This window comes from Hymenobacter setariae (assembly GCF_007713685.1).
GTDB classification, from domain to species: Bacteria; Bacteroidota; Bacteroidia; order Cytophagales; family Hymenobacteraceae; genus Hymenobacter; species Hymenobacter setariae.
Genome location: NZ_VMRJ01000001.1, coordinates 542,227 through 560,302, shown reverse-complemented (window position 1 = coordinate 560,302; position 18,076 = coordinate 542,227). Strand labels below are relative to the sequence as shown.

Sequence of the window (18,076 nt, the reverse complement as noted above, 5' to 3'; positions counted from 1 at the left end):
TGTTATATATTAAAGGTCTTGAAAGTAGCAGAAAGATTTTGACTGTTTATTTACTAAGTGCGTTGCTGATTGGATTTCTACAATGGTTTGAGTTATATTATGGGTCAACGTTCTATTACGGAGAGGTTAGGGATAAGCAAGGTTTGATGTTTCCAGTTTTGGCTTCTCTTATGGTGACTCTTATACTATGGAAAATAAACTATTTCCGGGTAGTCAATGATGTTACTACTATTAAGGTGATTCTATCCTTACTAGTAAATGCGGGCCTTTATTTTCTGTGGATACAAGTTTCTGAGCCATGGGACTTATTGCAGTCTTGAAGGCGCCAGTGAGGAAGGTGTAGCCTGGTGTTTTACTATTAGTATTATTCTCAATTATACTTTGCGGGTTAAATACCTAATTAAATAAAAAGGGTGCTTTCAGAATACTATTCTGAAAGCACCCTTTTTATTTGACGGAATAACTTAGAACGCCGCCAATCCTGCTACGTAATCCTTGGTGCCATCAATTACCCAGGCATCGAGCTGCGCGGGGTCTTTCATTTGCTGGCCGCGTTGGCGGGGTACTACCAGGTAGCCGCAGGGCACGTCGGGTAGGGCCGACATGTCGCTCCAGAGTTTCTCGATTTGGGCCACGGGGTAGATATCTTCCTGGCCGTGGCCCCAGCGGTATTTCACCTCCTTGATGGTGACGTAGGTGGGAATGCGCTGGGCCACGCTGCGCACGGCGCGGGCTAGGCGCGCCTCGTCAGCGATTTGCAGCTCGGCGCGAGTGAGGCCGAAGAGGGCCAGCAGCGGGTCGACCTGCATCCAGGTGGTCATGGTGTTGTAGTAGCTTAGGCCAAGCTCGTCTTCCTCGCGGGGCTGGGCGAGGCCTTCGAGCAGGCGCAACTGGCCATTTACGCGGGCCAATCCGCCGCCGCGGTCCTCAATGCGACGGGCTACTACTTCGAAGGTCAGCACGTTAGCCGAGGCCAAATGGTAGCCTAGGGCCGCTGCGTCGAGGTCGGCGCCGAGCGTGTCGATGTTGTGCAGCATCAGGGTTTCGACCTGCGGCTGCTCACGCAGCAGGCGGGCCAGGGTGCCGTTACGCAGCAGGTTTGATACCTCGTACCAGTGGCCGAGGGGCGAGAAGCGCTGCCCGGCAATGTTGTCCACGTAGTCGGTGCCTTCGCCTTTGGCTTTAGACCAGCCTATCATGGTGTTGCGCACGGCGTCGCGCACTTTTTGCTTGTTCACGTCGAGCGTTTCCTGGGGCATTTCCTCCCACAAAAAGCGCAGGTCGCGAGCCATCGGCACGAAGCGCTGCCCGATGGAGCGGCCCTCCGAGAGGTACACCGGCCCGCCGTAGCCAAAGTTGCCGGTTTTGGCTAGGTGCGCCTGAATGGGGGCGTGCGTGAGGTAGCTCGTGGCCACAAGGTGCGGAATCACGGCGTCGTAGCGCTCGGCCGTGCGGCGCGTTTTGGCCAGGTGGATTTCGAGGAAGCTGCGCATGCGGCCCTCAATTTCCACGAAGGGGTTCAGGGCCTTGATAACACCTGCGCCCTTGGTCCAGCGGCTGCCCACGCCGGCCGCCAGGCTCAGCACGCCGACTTTGCCGGCGCGCAGGGCAGCTTCGCCGGCGGCAGTGTACTCGCCTAGGTCGGTAAGCTGGGCGGCGTCGCCGGGTAGCACGTCGGCGATGGTGGTTTCGGCAGGCAACTGGTTGCGCGAGAGGCCAATGCGGCCTTTTTGCAAGTCGGCACGAATATCTTCGTGCTGAATGTAGTCGAAGCCGTTTTCCTGCTTGATGCGCTCGGCCTTGTCGTTTTCGGCGCTGCGGTTGCCCTGCGCGCCGGGGTCTGACACCTGAAACAAGTTGCTGACGATGGTGCGCAGCAGGGGATAGGCCAGGTTGTTTTGCTCGCAGTGGGCGGTGAAGAAATCGACCTCTGCCCGCCGAATGTAGGAGATAGTAGCGGGGTCTTGCTTAACGAGTTGCGAGACGTGAATGGCGTAGTACTGCTCAGGCATCAGCGCCTCGGCGCCCTCGTGCAGCGTGCTCCAGCTGCCCTTGTAATTAATGTCCCAGTTGTATACTACCGGCTCCATGGCGAAGGGCAGCGCGGCCGACAGCTCCTGCTTGGTCGAGCGCAGCAGCTCCAGCACGCGCAGCTTGTATTCCTCGTAGCGCTCGGGGTTCACAAACATGCCCATGCCGCCGCCCGACATGCCGCCTAACATCAGAAAACCGTAGTAATCGGCCCCGAACTGCTGCTTGGCGCGGGCAATGATTTCCTCCGTAAAGTAGGTTGAGGCCCAGGGGATAATCGTCTTAATCGGATACTCCCAGTTGCGGGCGGTATTGGCGGCCAGCTTGGGCACGTCGCCCTCTTTTAAAGCACCTAGGATGTTGTCAAACACCTGGTTAGTGAACTGGCGGGCCGCCCATTCCTTCTCGCCGCGCAGCAGGTATTTCTCGCTCACCATCTCCAGGATGGGGCCCACGTTGGAGGCCATGCCACCGTGCAGCAGCACCAAGGAGTTGCGAATGCGCTCGCCCATTTCGGGGTGAATGTCGTCGCCACTCAGCACGCGGTGACGGGGCAGCAGCGTGCCCCGACTGATGCCAAACTCAGGGTCGCCGGCCTGGGCAAACGTACCCTGAATCGCCTTGATGCCCGGCCACACGCCGCCCGAATCTTGCCAGCCGCCGCCCGAGCCGCCAATCCACTCGCCTAGGATGGCCCGCGAGGCCACCAGCCGGCGCTCGTTCTCGTCGAGGCCGCCGGTGAGGTTTTTAGTTTGGCCGGTAGCACGCATCAGCAGGCTGATAATGCACCCTAGGAGGTTAGTCGAAACTGCAAAGCGCGAGCCCTTCGGAATGTCATTAACCTTGGTGACCAGTTCGATACCCATGCCTGGCGCCACGATGCGCTCTAGCAACTGCGGCAGCGACTGAGCCGTGCCCTCAAACGAGGGTGGGATGAGCCCTGAGGCAATCACGCCCGCCTTTACTAAGCTCAGGTAATCGTTGCCAAAGTTGAACAAATCGGCCAAATCGGTCACGTCCTTGGTCGTGTTCAGGTCGATGCTCGTGAGGCGCAGCACCGGCTCGGCGATGACGCGCACGTAGGCGTGCAGCGGCGGCCGAATGTCTTTGTCGCGCCCAAATACCCCTAGGTCTATCGAGAGGTTGACGACCCGCGCGCCCTCGGGGTAATCCATGCCCAGGAAGAAGATGTCCGACCAGCCGCTGTGCGTCAAATCCATGCGCACTGCCGTGTGCTCGTGCAGCACCGGGTAGAACAGTGTGCCCTCAGGACGCTGGAGCAGCGCTTTATGGATGCGGATGGGGTGCTCGTCTTGGTGCCCGACGCGGAACATCCACTGGTTGCCCTTGCTCGAGCGCACGCTTTTGCGCACCTGGTTGGCTAGGGTCTGGAAGGACAGCTGATGGTAACTATCGGCGAGCGCGCTGAAAAGCATGGCATTGGGCCCGTGCGTATCCAGCTCGGCCAGGAAGGTGCTGATGGCGTGCTCGAAGCGCCGCGCTAGCAAATCCTCGAAGCCCGCGTAGGGAATTTTGCCTACGGCCGGCGTGGCGGGCGCTTCCTGCAAGAAAAACCGGAAACCGGCATACAAAAACAGGATGGCCCGCACCTTGTCGTAGAGGCTGGGGGTGGCCTTGCGGAAGTCGTCCAGCTCGCGCAGGCTCTTTAGCAAGTCCTTTGCAGAAAGACTCTTAGCTAGCTCGTAAAACGACCGGTCCCGCTTGGCGGGGTCGGTCGCGGTTATCGTCTCAATGAGGATATTCATGGGTAAATTCAGGAATGCCTCAATGATTAGCGGCCGTTGGCCTCGGCCAACAGTTCGACCATGGTGCTGAGTGTAGCGGTACGTGCCTCGCCGGCTAGCCCTAGGGCCAGCTGAGCGCGCAGCAGGCCGTGCGGGCGGCTGAGGTCGTAGCGGGTACCCTGCACTTCGAGGGCCAGGTATTTCTCGGTTTCGGCCAGCTCTTGCAGGGCAGGCGTCAGCAGCAGATTGCCGTTGCTGGTAGCCTGGTGGCGCTCCAGAATGCCGAAAATGCTGGGCGTGAGCACGTGCATTCCGAAGAAGCACAAGTAGTACCCAGCGCGCAGGCCGGGCGTTTGCAGCTCCAGCTCGGCGGTGCTGAGCGAGGGCTTTTCGATGATTTTCTCAATTTCATACACGCCCGCTTGCCCGGCCACGAGCGCGCCGGTGAGGGTGCCGTAGCGCCCAATCTGGTGCTCAATAGTGGGGTTCACGGCCGATACCGAGCAGCCTTCTTGTGTAGCCAGCGCCAGCAGTTGGGCCGCGCAGCGCTGCCCCGGCCGGGCCGATACGTAGAGATAGTCGCCAAGCAGCAGCAAAAACGGTTCATCCTGCACAAAATCGCGGGCGCAAGCCACGGCGTGGCCGTAGCCCAGCGGCTCGGCTTGCTCGGCAAAGTGCAGGCGGCTTAGTAGAAAGTCGATTTTGTCGGCCTGCTGGGTGGCCCAGTCGCTGCCCTGGTACGAGCGCCCTAGGTTGTCGCGCAGTGAGGCAAAGGCACTGAGGTAGCGCTCGCCATCGCCGGGGGCGCAAACGACACATAGCTCTTCAATACCGCTGCTAAAAGCTTCTTCGGCAATAATTTGAATGGTAGGCTTGTGCAGGCCATCGAGGTCCACGACCGGCAGCATGGCTTTCTGAATAGTATCGGCTACGGGGTAGAGCCGCTCGCCGCGGGCGGCCGCCGTAATGACGGCTTTTCTGACTTTCATATCGGGCTTCGAAGGGGAAGGATGCGGCAAGTTACGGTAGCTGGCGGGTAGCGCATAAGGGCCACAGTACCAAAATTGGCCGCTTTTTTAGCAAGCCGACAGCTTATCACAAATAGGAATCGTTACCGATAGTTTTGCCGTGCCCAGCTGGCTAGCTTAAAATAACGGGTCGGCAGTAACGATTAAAAGCCCGGTCGGTAATTCCTTTGTCGGCCCGCACACTGCGGTGGTGGTTGGGCTTTCAGCAACGTTATGCGAGCACTTTTTCGAACCTTACTAACCGTATTGTTGCTCAGCAGCCTAGGCCTGTCGGGCGCCGCGCAAGCTCCGGCCGAGCCGGCCTTTTCGCTGGCTTGCCGGCCGGGGGCACGAGTGGGCAGGCTGAAGCAGCAGTTTTGCGAAGTGCGCGACTTAACGATGCCCGCGCCCGTGGGGCAGTCGCTACTCATTGATGGGCCCAATGGTGGGACTACTGTTCACGGCTGGGCGGGGCCCGATGTACGCATTAAAGCGCTGGTGCAGAGCGGTGGCCGCACTACCGAGGAAGCCCAAACGCTGGTGCAGGCAGTAGCCATTACGGCGGTGGGCAATGCACTACGGGCCACCATGCCCGACGACGGCGCCGAGCGCGTGGTGCGCTACGAAGTATTTGTGCCCCGCCAAACGGCGCTCGTCGTGTCATCGACTAATGGCAGTATTCGGCTCGAAGACATACAAGCCCGCGTCGAGTTTCGGGGCAGCAACGGCAGCGTGACTCTACGCAACCTAGGCGGCCAAGTGACGGGCAGCGTCATCAATGGCAGTATCTCTATCGTGCTCAGCGGCAGCCAGTGGGAGGGCGAGGGCCTCGATGTGCGCACCACCAACGGCAGCATCCGGTGGCAGGTGCCGGCCGGCTACTCGGCCCAAGTGCAGCTAAACACCAGCACAGGCAGCCTCAATACCAACCTGCCCGTCGCGACCACCAGCGGGCACAAAGAAGTAATGACCACTCTCGGCAAGGGTGGGGCGCTGCTAAAAGCTAGCACCGTTAATGGCAGCATCGAGTTCAGGCCAGAAGGAAAAATATTGCCTCAGGCAGCCAACGATGGGCGAGCCGCCGAAATAGAGCGCCTGAAAAAAGTGCAGTCTCACGCGTCGCCCGGCGCGCTCGACACGGTGTTGGCGCAGTCCCGGCGTGTGGCCTACGTGCCGGTGCAAGTGGTAGTACTCAGCCGCATGGCGGCCACGCAACTGCCGCAGCAGCGCATGGCCGCCGTGGCTCGGCTGCAAGAAGCTACCCAGCTGGCCAGCCAACTGCACGACGTGGCCGAGGCTAGCTGGACCCTAGGGCAAGTAGGCCAGTTGCAACAGAAGCTAGCCCGCCAAGCGCCGGACCAGGCCGATTTCTACGCGCCGCTGCTACAGGCGCTCGGTGACGCCATGAACACCAGCGCGGCCTTTAAAGCGGCTGGACTCAAGGAGGCAGACAATGGGTTATTGGGCACGGGCGAGCGGCGCCGGGTGCGCAGCCTAGCGGCGGCCCTAGGGGCGGTACCCACGCTGCCAGCCATACCCAACCTGTCCCTAAGTCGGCTAGGCTTGGCGCGTATCACGCAGGCCGATAAGTGGCTTGATACGCTGCTAGCGGGCCGCCACAGTTCGCCGCAAGTGGTGCGCCAGCTAGCGGCCCGCCGCCAGCTGCGCGACAAAACCCAAGCCCTAAGCACGGCTTTTGCCAAAGAGGGCGACTACGCCAAGGCTTACCAGTACTTTTTGCAATACACTGCCTACAAGGACAGTCTTACTGCCGAGGCCACCACCCGCCGCCTAGCCGCGCTGGAGTACCGCCAAAACTTACTTAAGAAAGAAGCCCAAATTCAGCGCCTCAACAAGGAGCGGCTGCTGCGGGCGCAAGCCGCCCGGCGGCAAGAGCAGTTTGTGGTGGGCCTAGGTGTGTGCGTGGGGCTGCTGGCCTTGTTTGCTTTCGCACTGAGCCGAAACAACCGCGCCCGGCGCTTGGCCAACGAGCAGCTCAGTGAGCAGAAAGATGCCTTGCAGCATGCCCTGGCCGAGCTAAAAACGGCGCAAAGTCAGCTTATTCAGTCGGAAAAAATGGCTAGCCTAGGCGAACTCACAGCGGGTATCGCGCACGAAATTCAGAATCCGCTCAACTTCGTCAATAATTTCTCTGAGGTGAGCACCGAGCTGCTGGAAGAACTGCTGGAGCACCGCCGCCAGCCCAGTCCCGACCCAGCTCTAGAAGATGAATTGCTGACCGATGTGCACCAAAACCTGCTGCGCATCAACCAGCACGGCCACCGCGCCTCTACCATCGTGAAGGGGATGCTGGAGCACGCCCGCACCAGCACTGGCCAAAAAACGCCCATTGACCTCAATGCGCTAATCGAAGAATACGGCAAGCTGGCCTACCACAGCGCTCGTGCTAAAGACAAAGCCTTTGAGGCCAAGCTCGCCTTGCACCTCGACCCGCACCTAGGGCCAGTACTCGCCGTGCCGCAAGACCTCAGTCGAGTGCTGCTCAATGTATTTACCAATGCCTTCTACGCCGTGCAGCAAAAGGCCCGCAGCGCCGGGCCGGCCTACCATCCCGAGGTGCAGGTGCGCACGCAGCGCGAGGCGGGCCAAGTCAAAATTCAGATTCGTGACAACGGCTCTGGCATTCCGGAGGCCATCCGGCAGAAGGTGTTGCAGCCCTTTTTCACCACCAAGCCTACCGGCGAAGGTACCGGCCTAGGGCTATCCTTAAGCTACGATATCATCACAAAGGGCCACGGCGGCACGTTTGTGCTGGATAGTGAGGAAGGGGATTTTACCGAGCTCACGCTGACTTTGCCGGTGGGGTAGTATAAAGATATTTTAGAATGCTTAGCTGTGGATTATATGAATACTAATAACATCGTTTTAGTAACTCGGCACTTATTTAATCATAAATATCTGATAGTAACTTATTTTCTCAGCTATTTAGTATGCTCTTGCCAATACGATAATCATAAGCAAACTAATAATCGTTCGAGGGAAACTAGTAAACCTAAATCGCTAGAAAAGGTGTTAACCGATTCTTTGCTTAAGTATATGCATTCAAACGAATTTGTTAGTCGAGACGACAGTTCCCAATATGTTTTATATGGAGAAAATATAAATGCTGGTAAAATAGGAATTGTAGCGATTACCGACTCGGCGTTATTGCTATTTCAAGCGGTTGGCCCTGGTTTGCGCTTAACTAATAGAATTGCATTTGCCGATTATGCTTTTGATTTTAAGGCAGATGATTTAAATGGTGATTATAAAGAAGATTTTATAGTATATGGATGCGCTAATATGCATGGGCAAAAGCGACCTTACGTCTTTATGAGCGATAGCGCAGGAGTTTTGCATTATCGACCTAAAATGACACTGTATAATATAGAATACGATTGGAATAAAAAGAAATTGCATTCCTTCTATTTCGGCGGTGTAAATAGCATACATTCTAAAGATGTATACCGCTGGCGAGGGGACTCAATAGAACAAACAGCAGGCCTAGAATATGATATGGGAAAGGGAGAAATAGAGCTATATAAAATGCGCAATGGCAAGCGGTATCAACGTAAAATTTATCATAATTACAACGAAGTAGTATTTGATACAGCACTATTCAAAATAGAAGACTATTAAAGTATAGTCTACCCCGCAAAATCCAGCACAAACGCTGTGCCCTTACCGAGCTCCGACTCGGCCCGCAGCTCGGCTTTATGAAACTGCGCGATAGTTTGGGCAATGGGCAACCCTAGGCCATAGCCCTCGGGGGCCTTGGGGCCGGTGGCGTGGAAGCGCCGGAAGCGGTCGAAGAGTAGCGGCACATTATCAGGAGCGATGCCGGGGCCGTCGTCTTCTACGCGTAGCTGATAGCCGCCTTCGGGACGCATGCGACCTAGGACGCGCACCTGTCCGCCTTCGTGGTTGTATTTGAGTGCGTTGCTGAGTAGGTTGCGTAGCAGCGTGTGCAGCAGCGTAGCATTGGCCTGGGGCACCACGTAGTCGGGGCTGAGGTCGACGTGCAGCGAGATTTCGCGCTGCTGGCGGCGGTCGTCGAGTTCCTCGGCCACATCGGCTACGGTCTGGCGCAAACTCACGCTGGCGTCGCGCAGGTACTGGTCGTTTTCGATGTTGGCGATGAGCAGCAGCGTGCGCACCGTGTTGCGCAGGCGGTAGAGGGTGCGCTGGCTTTCTACTATCTGGCGGGCGTGGGGCTCGGGCAGGGTAGGGTCTTGCAGCATGTTTTCGAACCGCGACTGCAAGATGCTGGTGGGCGTCAGCAACTCGTGCGAAACGTTGCTCATAAACTCGCGCTCCTTCTCAAACGAAGCTTGCAACTGCCGCATGAGAGCGGAGAGCGAGTCATCGAGCCGCCGAAAATCGGTGGTGTCGGTGTGCAGCCGCTCGAACGAGAACTCGCCCGGCTGCCGGATGCCCCGCAGCTTGCGCGAAATAAGCTCGCGCAGGGGGCGCAGCGAGTAATGGGCAAAGGCCGCATCGGTAAATACGGTGAGGGCTGCCCCAGCCACCAGCACCCACAGCGCTAGGCTGCGGAGCGTATCGGTGAGCAGCTCCACAGTACCCAGCGACGAGCCTATTTCGAGCCGGTAGCGGCGGGGCGTGGTGTCGCCTTTGGTAGCCCCAAGCGGCACTTCGCAGCTCAGAATACGAAAGTCTTCGACCTCTTTGCCCACCTGCCGCGGCTCCTCAAAAATGCGCTCAGTGGCGGGGCCGGTTGCGCCACTCGGCCCTAGGGGCGTAATGGTAATATATTCTTGTTTCAGAATATTATAGTCGGCATACGTCTCATCGTGCTCTTCGCGCAAAAAGGTAGCCAAGCCATCGCGAGCGATAAGGCTGAGCACCTCGCTCTTCTTTTCGCGCAGGCGTTCGTCGGTGTGCACCACCGCCACCCGCTGCACTACGGGCGGAACCAGCAGCACCCCTAGCACTACCAGCAGCAACTTGGAAAGCCCGTTGAAGAGGCCCAGTTTGGTTTCAAGTCTCATCTAAATTCGCTAACTATAACGTGTCCTTGCGAGCGTAACGAAGTGAAGCGCGGCAATCCCTCCTGCACGATAGAACTACTATTCCAACGCGAAGGAAAGATTGCCGCGCTTCACTTTGTTACGCTCGCACGGGCAACCGTAAGCTTACTAGGGGTTACACCGCCCGGTAGCCGATGCCGCGCACCGTTTCGATAAAGTCGGCCGAGCCGAACTGAGCCAGCTTTTTGCGCACGTTTTTAATGTGCACGTCGATATAGTTCGAGTCCGAATCATCTTCTAGCACGTTGCCCCACAGGTGCTCGCCGAGCTGCAAGCGCGTGAGCACGCGGCCCTTGTGCAGCAGCAGGTAGTTCAGCAGGTCAAACTCCTTCTTAGTAAGCGGCACCTCGGGCGAGTCGGGGGCGCCGTGGCGCACGGTGCGAGCCGTTACATCCATCACGAAGCCATCGCCGAAGATGATTTCGGAGCGCTTCAGGCCAAACTTGCGGCGCGTGATGGCCTGCATGCGGCTAGTGAGCTCGAGCAGCGAAAATGGCTTAGGCAGGTAATCGTCGGCTCCTAGGTCGAGGCCTTTAATGCGGTCGTCGAGGTCGCCGCGTGCGGTGAGAATAATAAAGGACGCCTCCTGCTTTTCGCTGCGGCGCGACTCGCGTAGCAGCTCCAGGCCATCGCCGCCGGGCAGCCCTAGGTCGAGCAGCACGAAGTCGTAGGAGTTGACGTACAGCTTTTCCGAAGCCTCGGTGAAGGTGTAGGCCGAATCGACCAAATACTGAGCCTGTTGCAAGAATTGCTTTACTTCTTGGTGCAGGCTTTTTTCGTCTTCAACTAGCAGAACGTGCATGGTATCGGGGGAGGGAGATGAAGTTGATGCTGCAACATACGGCACGCCGTGTTAAGGGAAAGATGAAGATTGGCTGTTGATTTGATGAAGATAGTCGTTCGCCGAAATGCCTAGGCTTTCGTACCTAGGGTAATATTTTACTGCTTTCCCTTACGTAGTTCCTTAAGCAAATGAAAACGAAACTGCTACCGCTAGCACTGAGCCTGCTGCTACTCTTTACGTGGAGTGCGGCGCTGGCGGGCCCACCCGTCACCATCTATTTGGTGCGCCATGCCGAAAAAGACCTCACGCCCGGCCTTGCCGACCCGCCGCTGACGCCCGCCGGCGAGGTGCGCGCTCAGCAGCTGAGCCGCCTGCTCGCCAAGCGCCACCCGGCAGCCCTGTTCACAACCGATACGCGCCGTACCCGCGCCACGCTGGCTCCGCTGGCGCAGGCCACCGCCCGCACACCCGAGGTGTACGATGCCAAAAACCCAGCTGCGCTAGTTGCCCGCCTCAGCCGGGAGTTTGGCGGTAAAACGGTAGTAGTAGTGGGCCATTCCAATACGCTGCTGCCACTGCTATCGGCCCTAGGAGTAGCTCCGCTACCCAGCGAAATCCGCGACGAAGAGTACAATTATGTCTTTAGAGTCAAGCTGCGCCAGGGCCAGCCGGCCCGGCTGGTAATGAGCCGCTACGGGGCCGCCCCGCAGACGGCGAGCAGCAATAAGATGCAATAGAACAGCCGTATGTGCACCTAGGTAGGCTAGGTGTGCCTTGCAGGAGTAAGGCTGCCGCTAAGTAAGCTACAGCGGAGAAATGCCCTGCCTCAGCAGTAACTCAGTGCCAGCGCCGGCGCGTGGGCTGTGAGGGGATAGCAAGAAATAGTAGGAACAAAAGCCGCTAGCCTGGTACTTTTGGCCGACTACGTTTTCTGCCGTCTTACATTTTCCTATGCGTTTACTTTCCTCCTTGCTGCTGGCTGGCCTGCTAGCGGGCGGCCTCCCCGCCGTCACTCAGGCCCAAACTGCGCCCGCTACCTTTACCAAAACTGACTCGCTGACCCTGCGCAAATTCTATGACGAGGCCCTGCTGCGTGGCCAGAGCTACGAGAACCTGCGCTACCTCTGCGAAAAAATAGGGGGGCGCCTGGCAGGCTCGCCGCAAGCGGCACAAGCCGTGGCCTGGGGCAAGCTGACCATGGAGAAAGCCGCTTGCTTCGACAAAGTGTACTTGCAGGAGTGCCAGGTGCCGCACTGGGTGCGCGGCGCCAAGGAAAAAGGGCAAGTATTTGGCAATAAGGGCAAAGGCGTGCCAATGGCCGTGTGTGCCCTAGGGGGCTCGGTAGCCACGCCCGGCAACAAGCCCCTGCGTGCCGGCGTGGTAGAAGTAAAAACCCTAGCCGAGCTGAAAGCCCTGCCCGACGCGGCCGTGAAAGGCAAGTTTGTGTTCTTCAACCGGCCCTTCGATGATGCACTCATCGAGCCTGGCGCGGCCTACGGCGGTGCCGGCGACCAGCGCCGCAGTGGGCCCGCTGAGGCTGGCCGCCGGGGTGCCGTAGGCGCTTTGGTGCGCTCGCTCACCAGCGCCCGCGACAACAACCCCCACACTGGCACTACCAGCTACGGCGACACGCCTACCAAGGTGCCCGGCGCGGCCCTCAGCACCCTGGCCGCCGACCAGCTCAGCCAATTGCTCAAGGCCGACCCTAGCTTGCAATTTGAGCTGGAAATGAGCTGCCAAACCCTGCCCGACGTGACCAGCTACAACGTGATAGGGGAGGTGCGCGGCTCGAAGTACCCCGACCAGATTATCACCGTAGGCGGCCACCTCGACTCGTGGGACCTCGCCCAAGGTGCCCACGACGATGGCACCGGCGTGGTGCAAAGCATTGAGGCCGTGCGCTTGCTAAAGGCGGCCGGCCTGCGCCCCGAGCGCACGGTGCGCGCCGTGCTCTTTATGAATGAGGAAAACGGTACCCGTGGCGGCAACAAGTACGCCGAGCAGGCCAAGCAAAACAACGAAACCCACGTGGCGGCCATCGAGAGCGACGGCGGCGGCTTCACGCCCCGCGGCTTCAACGTCGAGTCAACCCCCGCCGTGTTTAAGAAAGTGGCCGCCTGGGGGCCGCTACTGGCGCCCTACCACGCCAATGAGCTAACGCCCGGCCACTCGGGCACCGATATCGAGCCACTAGTAGGGGCCGTGCACCCCACCGCCCTCTTCGGCTACGACTGCGACTCGCAGCGCTACTTCGACATTCACCACACCGCTGCCGACACGTTCGACAAAGTGAACCGCCGCGAGCTAGAGCTAGGCGGCGCTAGCATGGCCTCACTCATCTACCTGCTCAGCAAGTACGGCCTCCAATAATCGTAGATTTAAACGAATTTATCGGCTGAAACAGAGACGCCCGCCATCGGCGGGCGTCTCTGTTTCAGCCGATAAATTCGTTTAAATCTGTGGTCTAGTTTTGATTCAGAATCGAGAACAACTCATCCAGTTTCGGCGTCAGGATGATGTCGGTGCGGCGGTTCAAGGCTTTGTTCTGAGGCGTGTCGTTGGCGGCCACGGGGAGGAATTGGCCTTTGCCAGAGGGCGTAATCTGCTCGGGCGCAATGCCGGCCGACGTAAGCAAGCGCGTGATTTCGGTGGCGCGCAGCACGCTTAGGTCCCAGTTATCTCTGGCCCCATTGACTACACCCTTGATGGGCACATTGTCGGTGTGGCCCTCAATGAGCACATTAATGTCCTTGTTGCCGGTGAGGGCATTAGCTAGCTTAATAAGAGCATCTTGGCCAGCGGGGTCCACTTTGGTCGAGCCCGATTTGAAAAGGAGCTGCTCGGAAAGCGACACGTAAACTTTGCCGTTCTTTACGTTCACTTGCAAGTCGTTGGAATTGAAGCCTAGCAAGGCATCACTCACTTTTTGGCGTAGGGCCTTAGTGGCGGCGTCCTTCTCATCCAAGATGCGCTGCATCTCGGCGATGCGGGCGTTTTTGCCTGCCAAGTCCTGCTCAGTATTACCTAGGACCTGGTTGAGCTGCGATACTTGGCGGTCTTTGTTGAGCAGGCTATTGTTGAGGCTAGCTTCGGTGCGCGCCTTGTCTTGCTGCAAAGCCGTTTTTTCGAGCTGAAGCTGGTCGCGGGACTTGGTAAGGTCGGCGTTCTGTTGCTGCAAGAGGGCAATTTCTTTTTTGTTGCAACCGGGCAACACGAGCAGCGAGGCCGCCAACGCGGCGGCGGGGGCAAATGCAGGGAGCTTAAACATACGCAAAAATGCAAAAAAAAGTAGCCCTAGCCAGTAGGCTAGGGAGGAGGCTTACAAACGAAGTGGCCCTGCTAGGGGTTACTGGTGTGCCCTAGCGGCACCTAGGAGCGCCGCAGTGGGGTACTTTTGCCCTGGTGGCTTTGGCCCCTGGCCCTGCTGGGCCCTTGATACATCTCTCTCCCGAGCTATGCGAATAAGAGTGAGCGGCCGCTGGCCGCTGGTAGGGTGGCTATGCCTGCTGCCGCTGGCCCTGGCTGCGCGGGCAGCAAGCCCCACGCCGGGCCTTGCTGCGCCGGCCCGCTACTGGGTCAGCTTTGCCGACAAAGCCGGTGTGGCTTTCAATCCAACTACGTACTTCAGCCCGGCCGCGCAGGCGCGCCGGCGCCGCCAGGGCCTGCCGGCCTTTGAGACCACCGACCTGCCTGTGCGGCCCGACTACCTAGCCCGGGTGCGGGCCGGCTGCGACACGCTGACGCTCGTCAGCCGCTGGTTTAATGCGGCAGCATGCCGAGCCACACCCGCCCAGGCGGCGGCCCTACGCCAGCTGCCGGGCGTGCTGCGTGTAGTGCCTTGGCCCGAGGCGGCGGGCCCTGCCGCGCTGGCTGCTCGGCCCGTGGTAGCTCCGCGAGTGCCCAGCCGCCGCGACGAGCTGAGCACTAACGACTACTTGCTAGCGCGCCAGCAAACGGCTGTGCTGGGCCGGGCGGCGTTTGGGCGGGCTGGCCTCACGGGCCGGGGCGTGCGCATTGCGGTGTTCGACGTGGGCTACAATGGAGTGGAGACGCACCCAGCTTTTGCCGCGCTGCGGCGTGAAAAGCGCATTGCGGCTACGTATGATTTCCTGAAAAATCGCGTCGATGTTTTCCGCACCGGTTCGCACGGCACTGAGGTGCTAGGTTGCCTGGCGGGCCGCCTACCTGGTCGCACCGAGGCGGCTTCCGACAGCCTGGCGGCTGGCCCCACCATAGGGCTGGCCCCCGATGCCACCTACCTGCTGGCCCGCACCGAGAGCCTATCCCGCGAGCGCATCGGCGAAGAAGAAGCTTGGCTGCGCGCTGCCGAGTGGGCCGACCGCGAGGGCGCCGACATTGTTAGCTCGTCTTTGGCTTATACCGCGCAGCGCTACTTCCCCGAGTGGATGGATGGCCGCCATTCGCTCATCGCTAGGGCCGCCAACATCGCGGCGCGCAAGGGGATGCTGGTGGTGAGCGCGGCCGGCAACGATGGCGACGACGACTGGGGCCGCATTGGCACGCCCGCCGATGCCGACTCGGCGCTGGCCGTGGGCGGCCTTGACCCGGCCACGGGCCTGCACGTAGCCTTTAGCTCGACAGGCCCTAGCGCCGACCGCCGCCTCAAGCCCGACGTGTCGGCCTTCGGCATCGTGCTTACTACCACGCCCGGCGGCTACGAGCGGCTAGAAGGCACATCATTTTCGGCGCCGCTGGTTGCGGGCTTTGCTGCCTGTGTGTGGCAGCAGCAGCGCCGCCTAGGGGCTATGGAGGTGTTTCGGCAGGTGCGGGCGTCGTCCGAGCTTTACCCGTATTATGACTACGCCCACGGCTACGGCCAGCCGCGCGCCGAGTACTTCACGGCGCCCACGACGGCTAAGGTAAAGGAGCCGACCTTCGACTTTGTAGCCCACGACTCGGTTGTGGTTGTGGTGCTGCGGCCGGCAGCCACGCTACCTACCACCCGGGCGCTACCCCTGCTCACCGACCCCGATGAGGCCGGCCTCGCTTGGTTGGCCACCCTAGGCCCTGCGGTGGGCTCGGCGCCTGCGGGGGCCGCTGCCCCCACGTCGCCCCCCGATGCTGCCCCGGTAGGCCAGGAAAAGCCCACAGCCGACACTAACGCGCCGCTGCCGCCCGCTGTGTATCCTCCGCGGCTTTACTGGCACTTGGCCAATCCGCGGGGCGTGTTGCATCGCTACGAGGTGCGCGCTGTTGCGCAGCGTGTAATGCTGCAACTGCCACGCCGCCTGCTGCACGGTGGCACCGTGCTACGGGTGCATTACCAAGGTTATACCGGCGAATATTCAGAAAAATAACAGATTTGCTGCAACCGATGATGCAGCAACCATACTCCTGCTAGTAGCTTCGTTGGAGTTTTTGGCACTCTACCAAGAAAACTCGCTGCCTAGGTTGGTTAGTTGCTTCTTAAAATTTAGGAAATATACGCTTCTGCACTTCCGAATTCCTGTAAGTTTTTTGTATGAAAAATAAGTACGCGTGGCTGTTGGCAGTAAGTCTTAGCGGGGCGGGGCCGGTAGCGCGCGCCCAGCAAGTATTGCTGCACACCGACGTGGCCCGCGATACCCTAGCTCCACGCACGGGGCCCAACCGCCGCTACTTTGGGCACTTTTACATTGGCTACGGGCTGGTGCTGGGAGGCAGCAGCGCGGGCCTGCCGCTGCGCTACGGCGCGGGCTCATCCGAAGTGCAGTTGGGCGCCCGCCTCAAGCGCCGCTTCACCGACAACCTAGCACTCACTGCCGACCTGCGCTACGCCTACCTGCGCTACGCGTTGGCTCAGGATGCGGGCCCGAAAGCGCCCCCCTTTGGGCCCCCGCACGACGCCGAAACCCTGACCTATCACCAATTGCAAGGCGAAGTAGGTCTGCGATTTAACACCGGTTTTCGCCCGCGGGGCAACGTGGTGGGTACCTACCTCGACCTGCTTGCCTACGGTGGCCCCGCCCTAGGTGCTAACCACACGACCATCGACGAAACAACCACCCAGGGCCGCCTCGAAATAACCCGGCACGAGCCCCCTTACCTACAGCGCTGGCTAGGTGGCGTGGGCTTGCGCCTAGGTAGCGGGCCCTTGGCACTGGTAGGCCATTACCGCCTCAGCGAGGCCCTGCGGCCTGCCGAGGGCGGGGCACCGCTGCAGCCGCCGCGCTGTGTGCTAGGGCTAGAAATCGGTTGGTTTTAAATCTTGCCGAACTCATTATTCGTACATAAATCCGGCGCGGTAGCCCACTGAGTGGCCTAGGCGGCGCGGTTATTGTTATCCTCTTTCCCACCTATGAAAACGTCGATTATTACTATGCTCGCGGTAGCTAGTCTACTACAGCTAGGCACCTCGTGCGTGAACTCGGAGCGCGAATTAGCGGCTTCGACCAAAGACCCCCGTAGCCTGTACATTCCGCCGAGCGGGACGGGCCGCCGCGTGAGCGGAACAACTGTACTGAACACGGTGCGGGCCAGCCATAGCTTTTCGGACCCCAAAACGAAGGATAATTTCTTGTTGCAACTGCGTGGCCCTCGCATCCTCACCAGCCGCCTGCACCTCATCGTACTCACCGCCAAGGGCGACACGCTGCGCCACGAGGTAATGCCCGCCCGAGCCTTACTGCAAGGCACCGAGGCGCAGGGTAGCAGGCTGACCACTGTGCGCGACCAAGAAATCACGATTTTACGGCGCATGAACGGCTTTTTTAGCGAGGACCACTTCGCTGCGCTGGCGGTGCCTAGCAGTGCCCGCAAGCCCGCTGGGCTCGATGCAAAAGCCTGGGCTACACTGCTCGCCGACCCCAACGCAATTAGTTTCGAGTATCCTAGTGCTGCTGGCAATGACCGCCACCTAGCGTACTCGCGCCAGCTCGGCCGCGCTGTGGTGCTGAGCGATTAAGGTCATTAATGAATTAAAAAAGCCGGGCCGCCTCATCGCAATAAATGAGGCGGCCCGGCTTTTTTAATTCGTTTGTGGCTATTGGTTGAGCGGTTACAGGCAACTAGTTATCTCGAGCGAAGAGGATGCTCACAAAATCTGGCAGAACTCTAGCCGCTCACCATCGGGGCCCAGCATATTGAAAAACCGACAGCCGCGCTCCCAAAAATTCAGGAACATGGGCTGGGCTTCCACAATGGTGAAGCCCTCGCTTTTGAGCAGCGCATAGGTTTCCTCAATGTCATCTACATCGAAGGCAATGTGGTCGATGTGGCCATCCGAGCGCTGCTTTACGCGGCTCAGCTCGGGCTCGGGCATTTGGTAAAGCTCCATGATAATGTCGCCCCGCTTTAGCATGGCCACTTGTCCCTGGCCGCCTTCGTGGTCAAACGTAGCGCGCATGGCGGACTCGAAACCGAGCTTTTCATAAAAAGCCTGGGAGGCTTGCAAGTTGCTTACTGGCAAGCCAATATGCTGTAAGCGGTTTATTTTTAAATCCATACTAAAGCTGTTTACGG

The 18,076-nt window shown here is 59.3% G+C and carries 13 protein-coding genes; 7 read left to right on the top strand and 6 right to left on the bottom strand.

Annotated elements, in window-relative coordinates; genetic code table 11:
- Positions 1–464: 464 nt before the first annotated feature.
- Together FNT36_RS02360 and FNT36_RS02355 are read right to left on the bottom strand one after the other, a co-directional pair.
- A complete protein-coding gene (locus FNT36_RS02360) occupies positions 465–3,797 on the bottom strand; it encodes a UTP--glucose-1-phosphate uridylyltransferase (protein WP_144843808.1) in 3,333 nt (1,110 codons plus the stop codon).
- Between the two features lie 26 nt (positions 3,798–3,823).
- Positions 3,824–4,765: a UTP--glucose-1-phosphate uridylyltransferase gene (locus tag FNT36_RS02355; protein ID WP_144843805.1), complete on the bottom strand. Its 942-nt coding sequence runs from the start codon at positions 4,763–4,765 to the stop codon at positions 3,824–3,826.
- A gap of 252 nt (positions 4,766–5,017) precedes the next feature.
- Here FNT36_RS02355 and FNT36_RS25310 point away from each other — a divergent pair, with 252 nt between their 5' ends.
- Together FNT36_RS25310 and FNT36_RS02345 are read left to right on the top strand one after the other, a co-directional pair.
- On the top strand, positions 5,018–7,612 hold the full coding sequence (locus tag FNT36_RS25310; protein ID WP_233635613.1) for an ATP-binding protein: 2,595 nt from the start codon (positions 5,018–5,020) through the stop codon (positions 7,610–7,612).
- 228 nt (positions 7,613–7,840) lie between these two features.
- Positions 7,841–8,422, top strand: coding sequence for a hypothetical protein (locus tag FNT36_RS02345; protein WP_144843802.1), 582 nt, complete (start codon positions 7,841–7,843; stop codon positions 8,420–8,422).
- A gap of 8 nt (positions 8,423–8,430) precedes the next feature.
- On the opposite strand, the gene FNT36_RS02340 is transcribed toward FNT36_RS02345, so the two are convergent.
- Together FNT36_RS02340 and FNT36_RS02335 are read right to left on the bottom strand one after the other, a co-directional pair.
- Complete coding sequence (locus tag FNT36_RS02340; protein ID WP_144843799.1) at positions 8,431–9,792, bottom strand: sensor histidine kinase; 1,362 nt, start codon at positions 9,790–9,792, stop codon at positions 8,431–8,433.
- 154 nt (positions 9,793–9,946) lie between these two features.
- Positions 9,947–10,633, bottom strand: a complete 687-nt coding sequence (locus FNT36_RS02335; protein ID WP_144843795.1) for a response regulator transcription factor — start codon at positions 10,631–10,633, stop codon at positions 9,947–9,949.
- Between the two features lie 170 nt (positions 10,634–10,803).
- On the opposite strand from FNT36_RS02335, the gene FNT36_RS02330 reads away from it, so the two are divergent.
- Both FNT36_RS02330 and FNT36_RS02325 read left to right on the top strand, forming a co-directional pair.
- Positions 10,804–11,352 (top strand): histidine phosphatase family protein, encoded by a 549-nt coding sequence (locus FNT36_RS02330; protein ID WP_144843792.1) that lies wholly within the window; start codon positions 10,804–10,806, stop codon positions 11,350–11,352.
- Positions 11,353–11,566: 214 nt separating this feature from the next.
- On the top strand, positions 11,567–12,985 hold the full coding sequence (locus FNT36_RS02325; RefSeq protein WP_144843789.1) for a M20/M25/M40 family metallo-hydrolase: 1,419 nt from the start codon (positions 11,567–11,569) through the stop codon (positions 12,983–12,985).
- A gap of 94 nt (positions 12,986–13,079) precedes the next feature.
- On the opposite strand, the gene FNT36_RS02320 is transcribed toward FNT36_RS02325, so the two are convergent.
- The gene (locus tag FNT36_RS02320; protein WP_144843786.1) at positions 13,080–13,883 is read right to left on the bottom strand and encodes an OmpA family protein; all 804 of its coding nucleotides are present in this window, start codon (positions 13,881–13,883) and stop codon (positions 13,080–13,082) included.
- A 187-nt stretch (positions 13,884–14,070) separates the two neighbouring features.
- Between FNT36_RS02320 and FNT36_RS02315 the strand changes: the two genes are divergently transcribed.
- The 3 genes from FNT36_RS02315 (at position 14,071) to FNT36_RS02305 (ending at position 17,519) form a co-directional block, all read left to right on the top strand.
- Positions 14,071–15,933, top strand: a complete 1,863-nt coding sequence (locus FNT36_RS02315) for a S8 family serine peptidase (RefSeq protein ID WP_144843783.1) — start codon at positions 14,071–14,073, stop codon at positions 15,931–15,933.
- 164 nt (positions 15,934–16,097) lie between these two features.
- Entirely contained in the window at positions 16,098–16,820 is a 723-nt protein-coding gene (locus FNT36_RS02310) for a hypothetical protein (RefSeq protein ID WP_144843780.1), read from the top strand.
- A 93-nt stretch (positions 16,821–16,913) separates the two neighbouring features.
- On the top strand, positions 16,914–17,519 hold the full coding sequence (locus FNT36_RS02305) for a hypothetical protein (RefSeq protein WP_144843762.1): 606 nt from the start codon (positions 16,914–16,916) through the stop codon (positions 17,517–17,519).
- Positions 17,520–17,648: 129 nt separating this feature from the next.
- On the opposite strand, the gene FNT36_RS02300 is transcribed toward FNT36_RS02305, so the two are convergent.
- Positions 17,649–18,059, bottom strand: a complete 411-nt coding sequence (locus FNT36_RS02300; protein ID WP_144843758.1) for a VOC family protein — start codon at positions 18,057–18,059, stop codon at positions 17,649–17,651.
- Positions 18,060–18,076 lie beyond the last annotated feature (17 nt).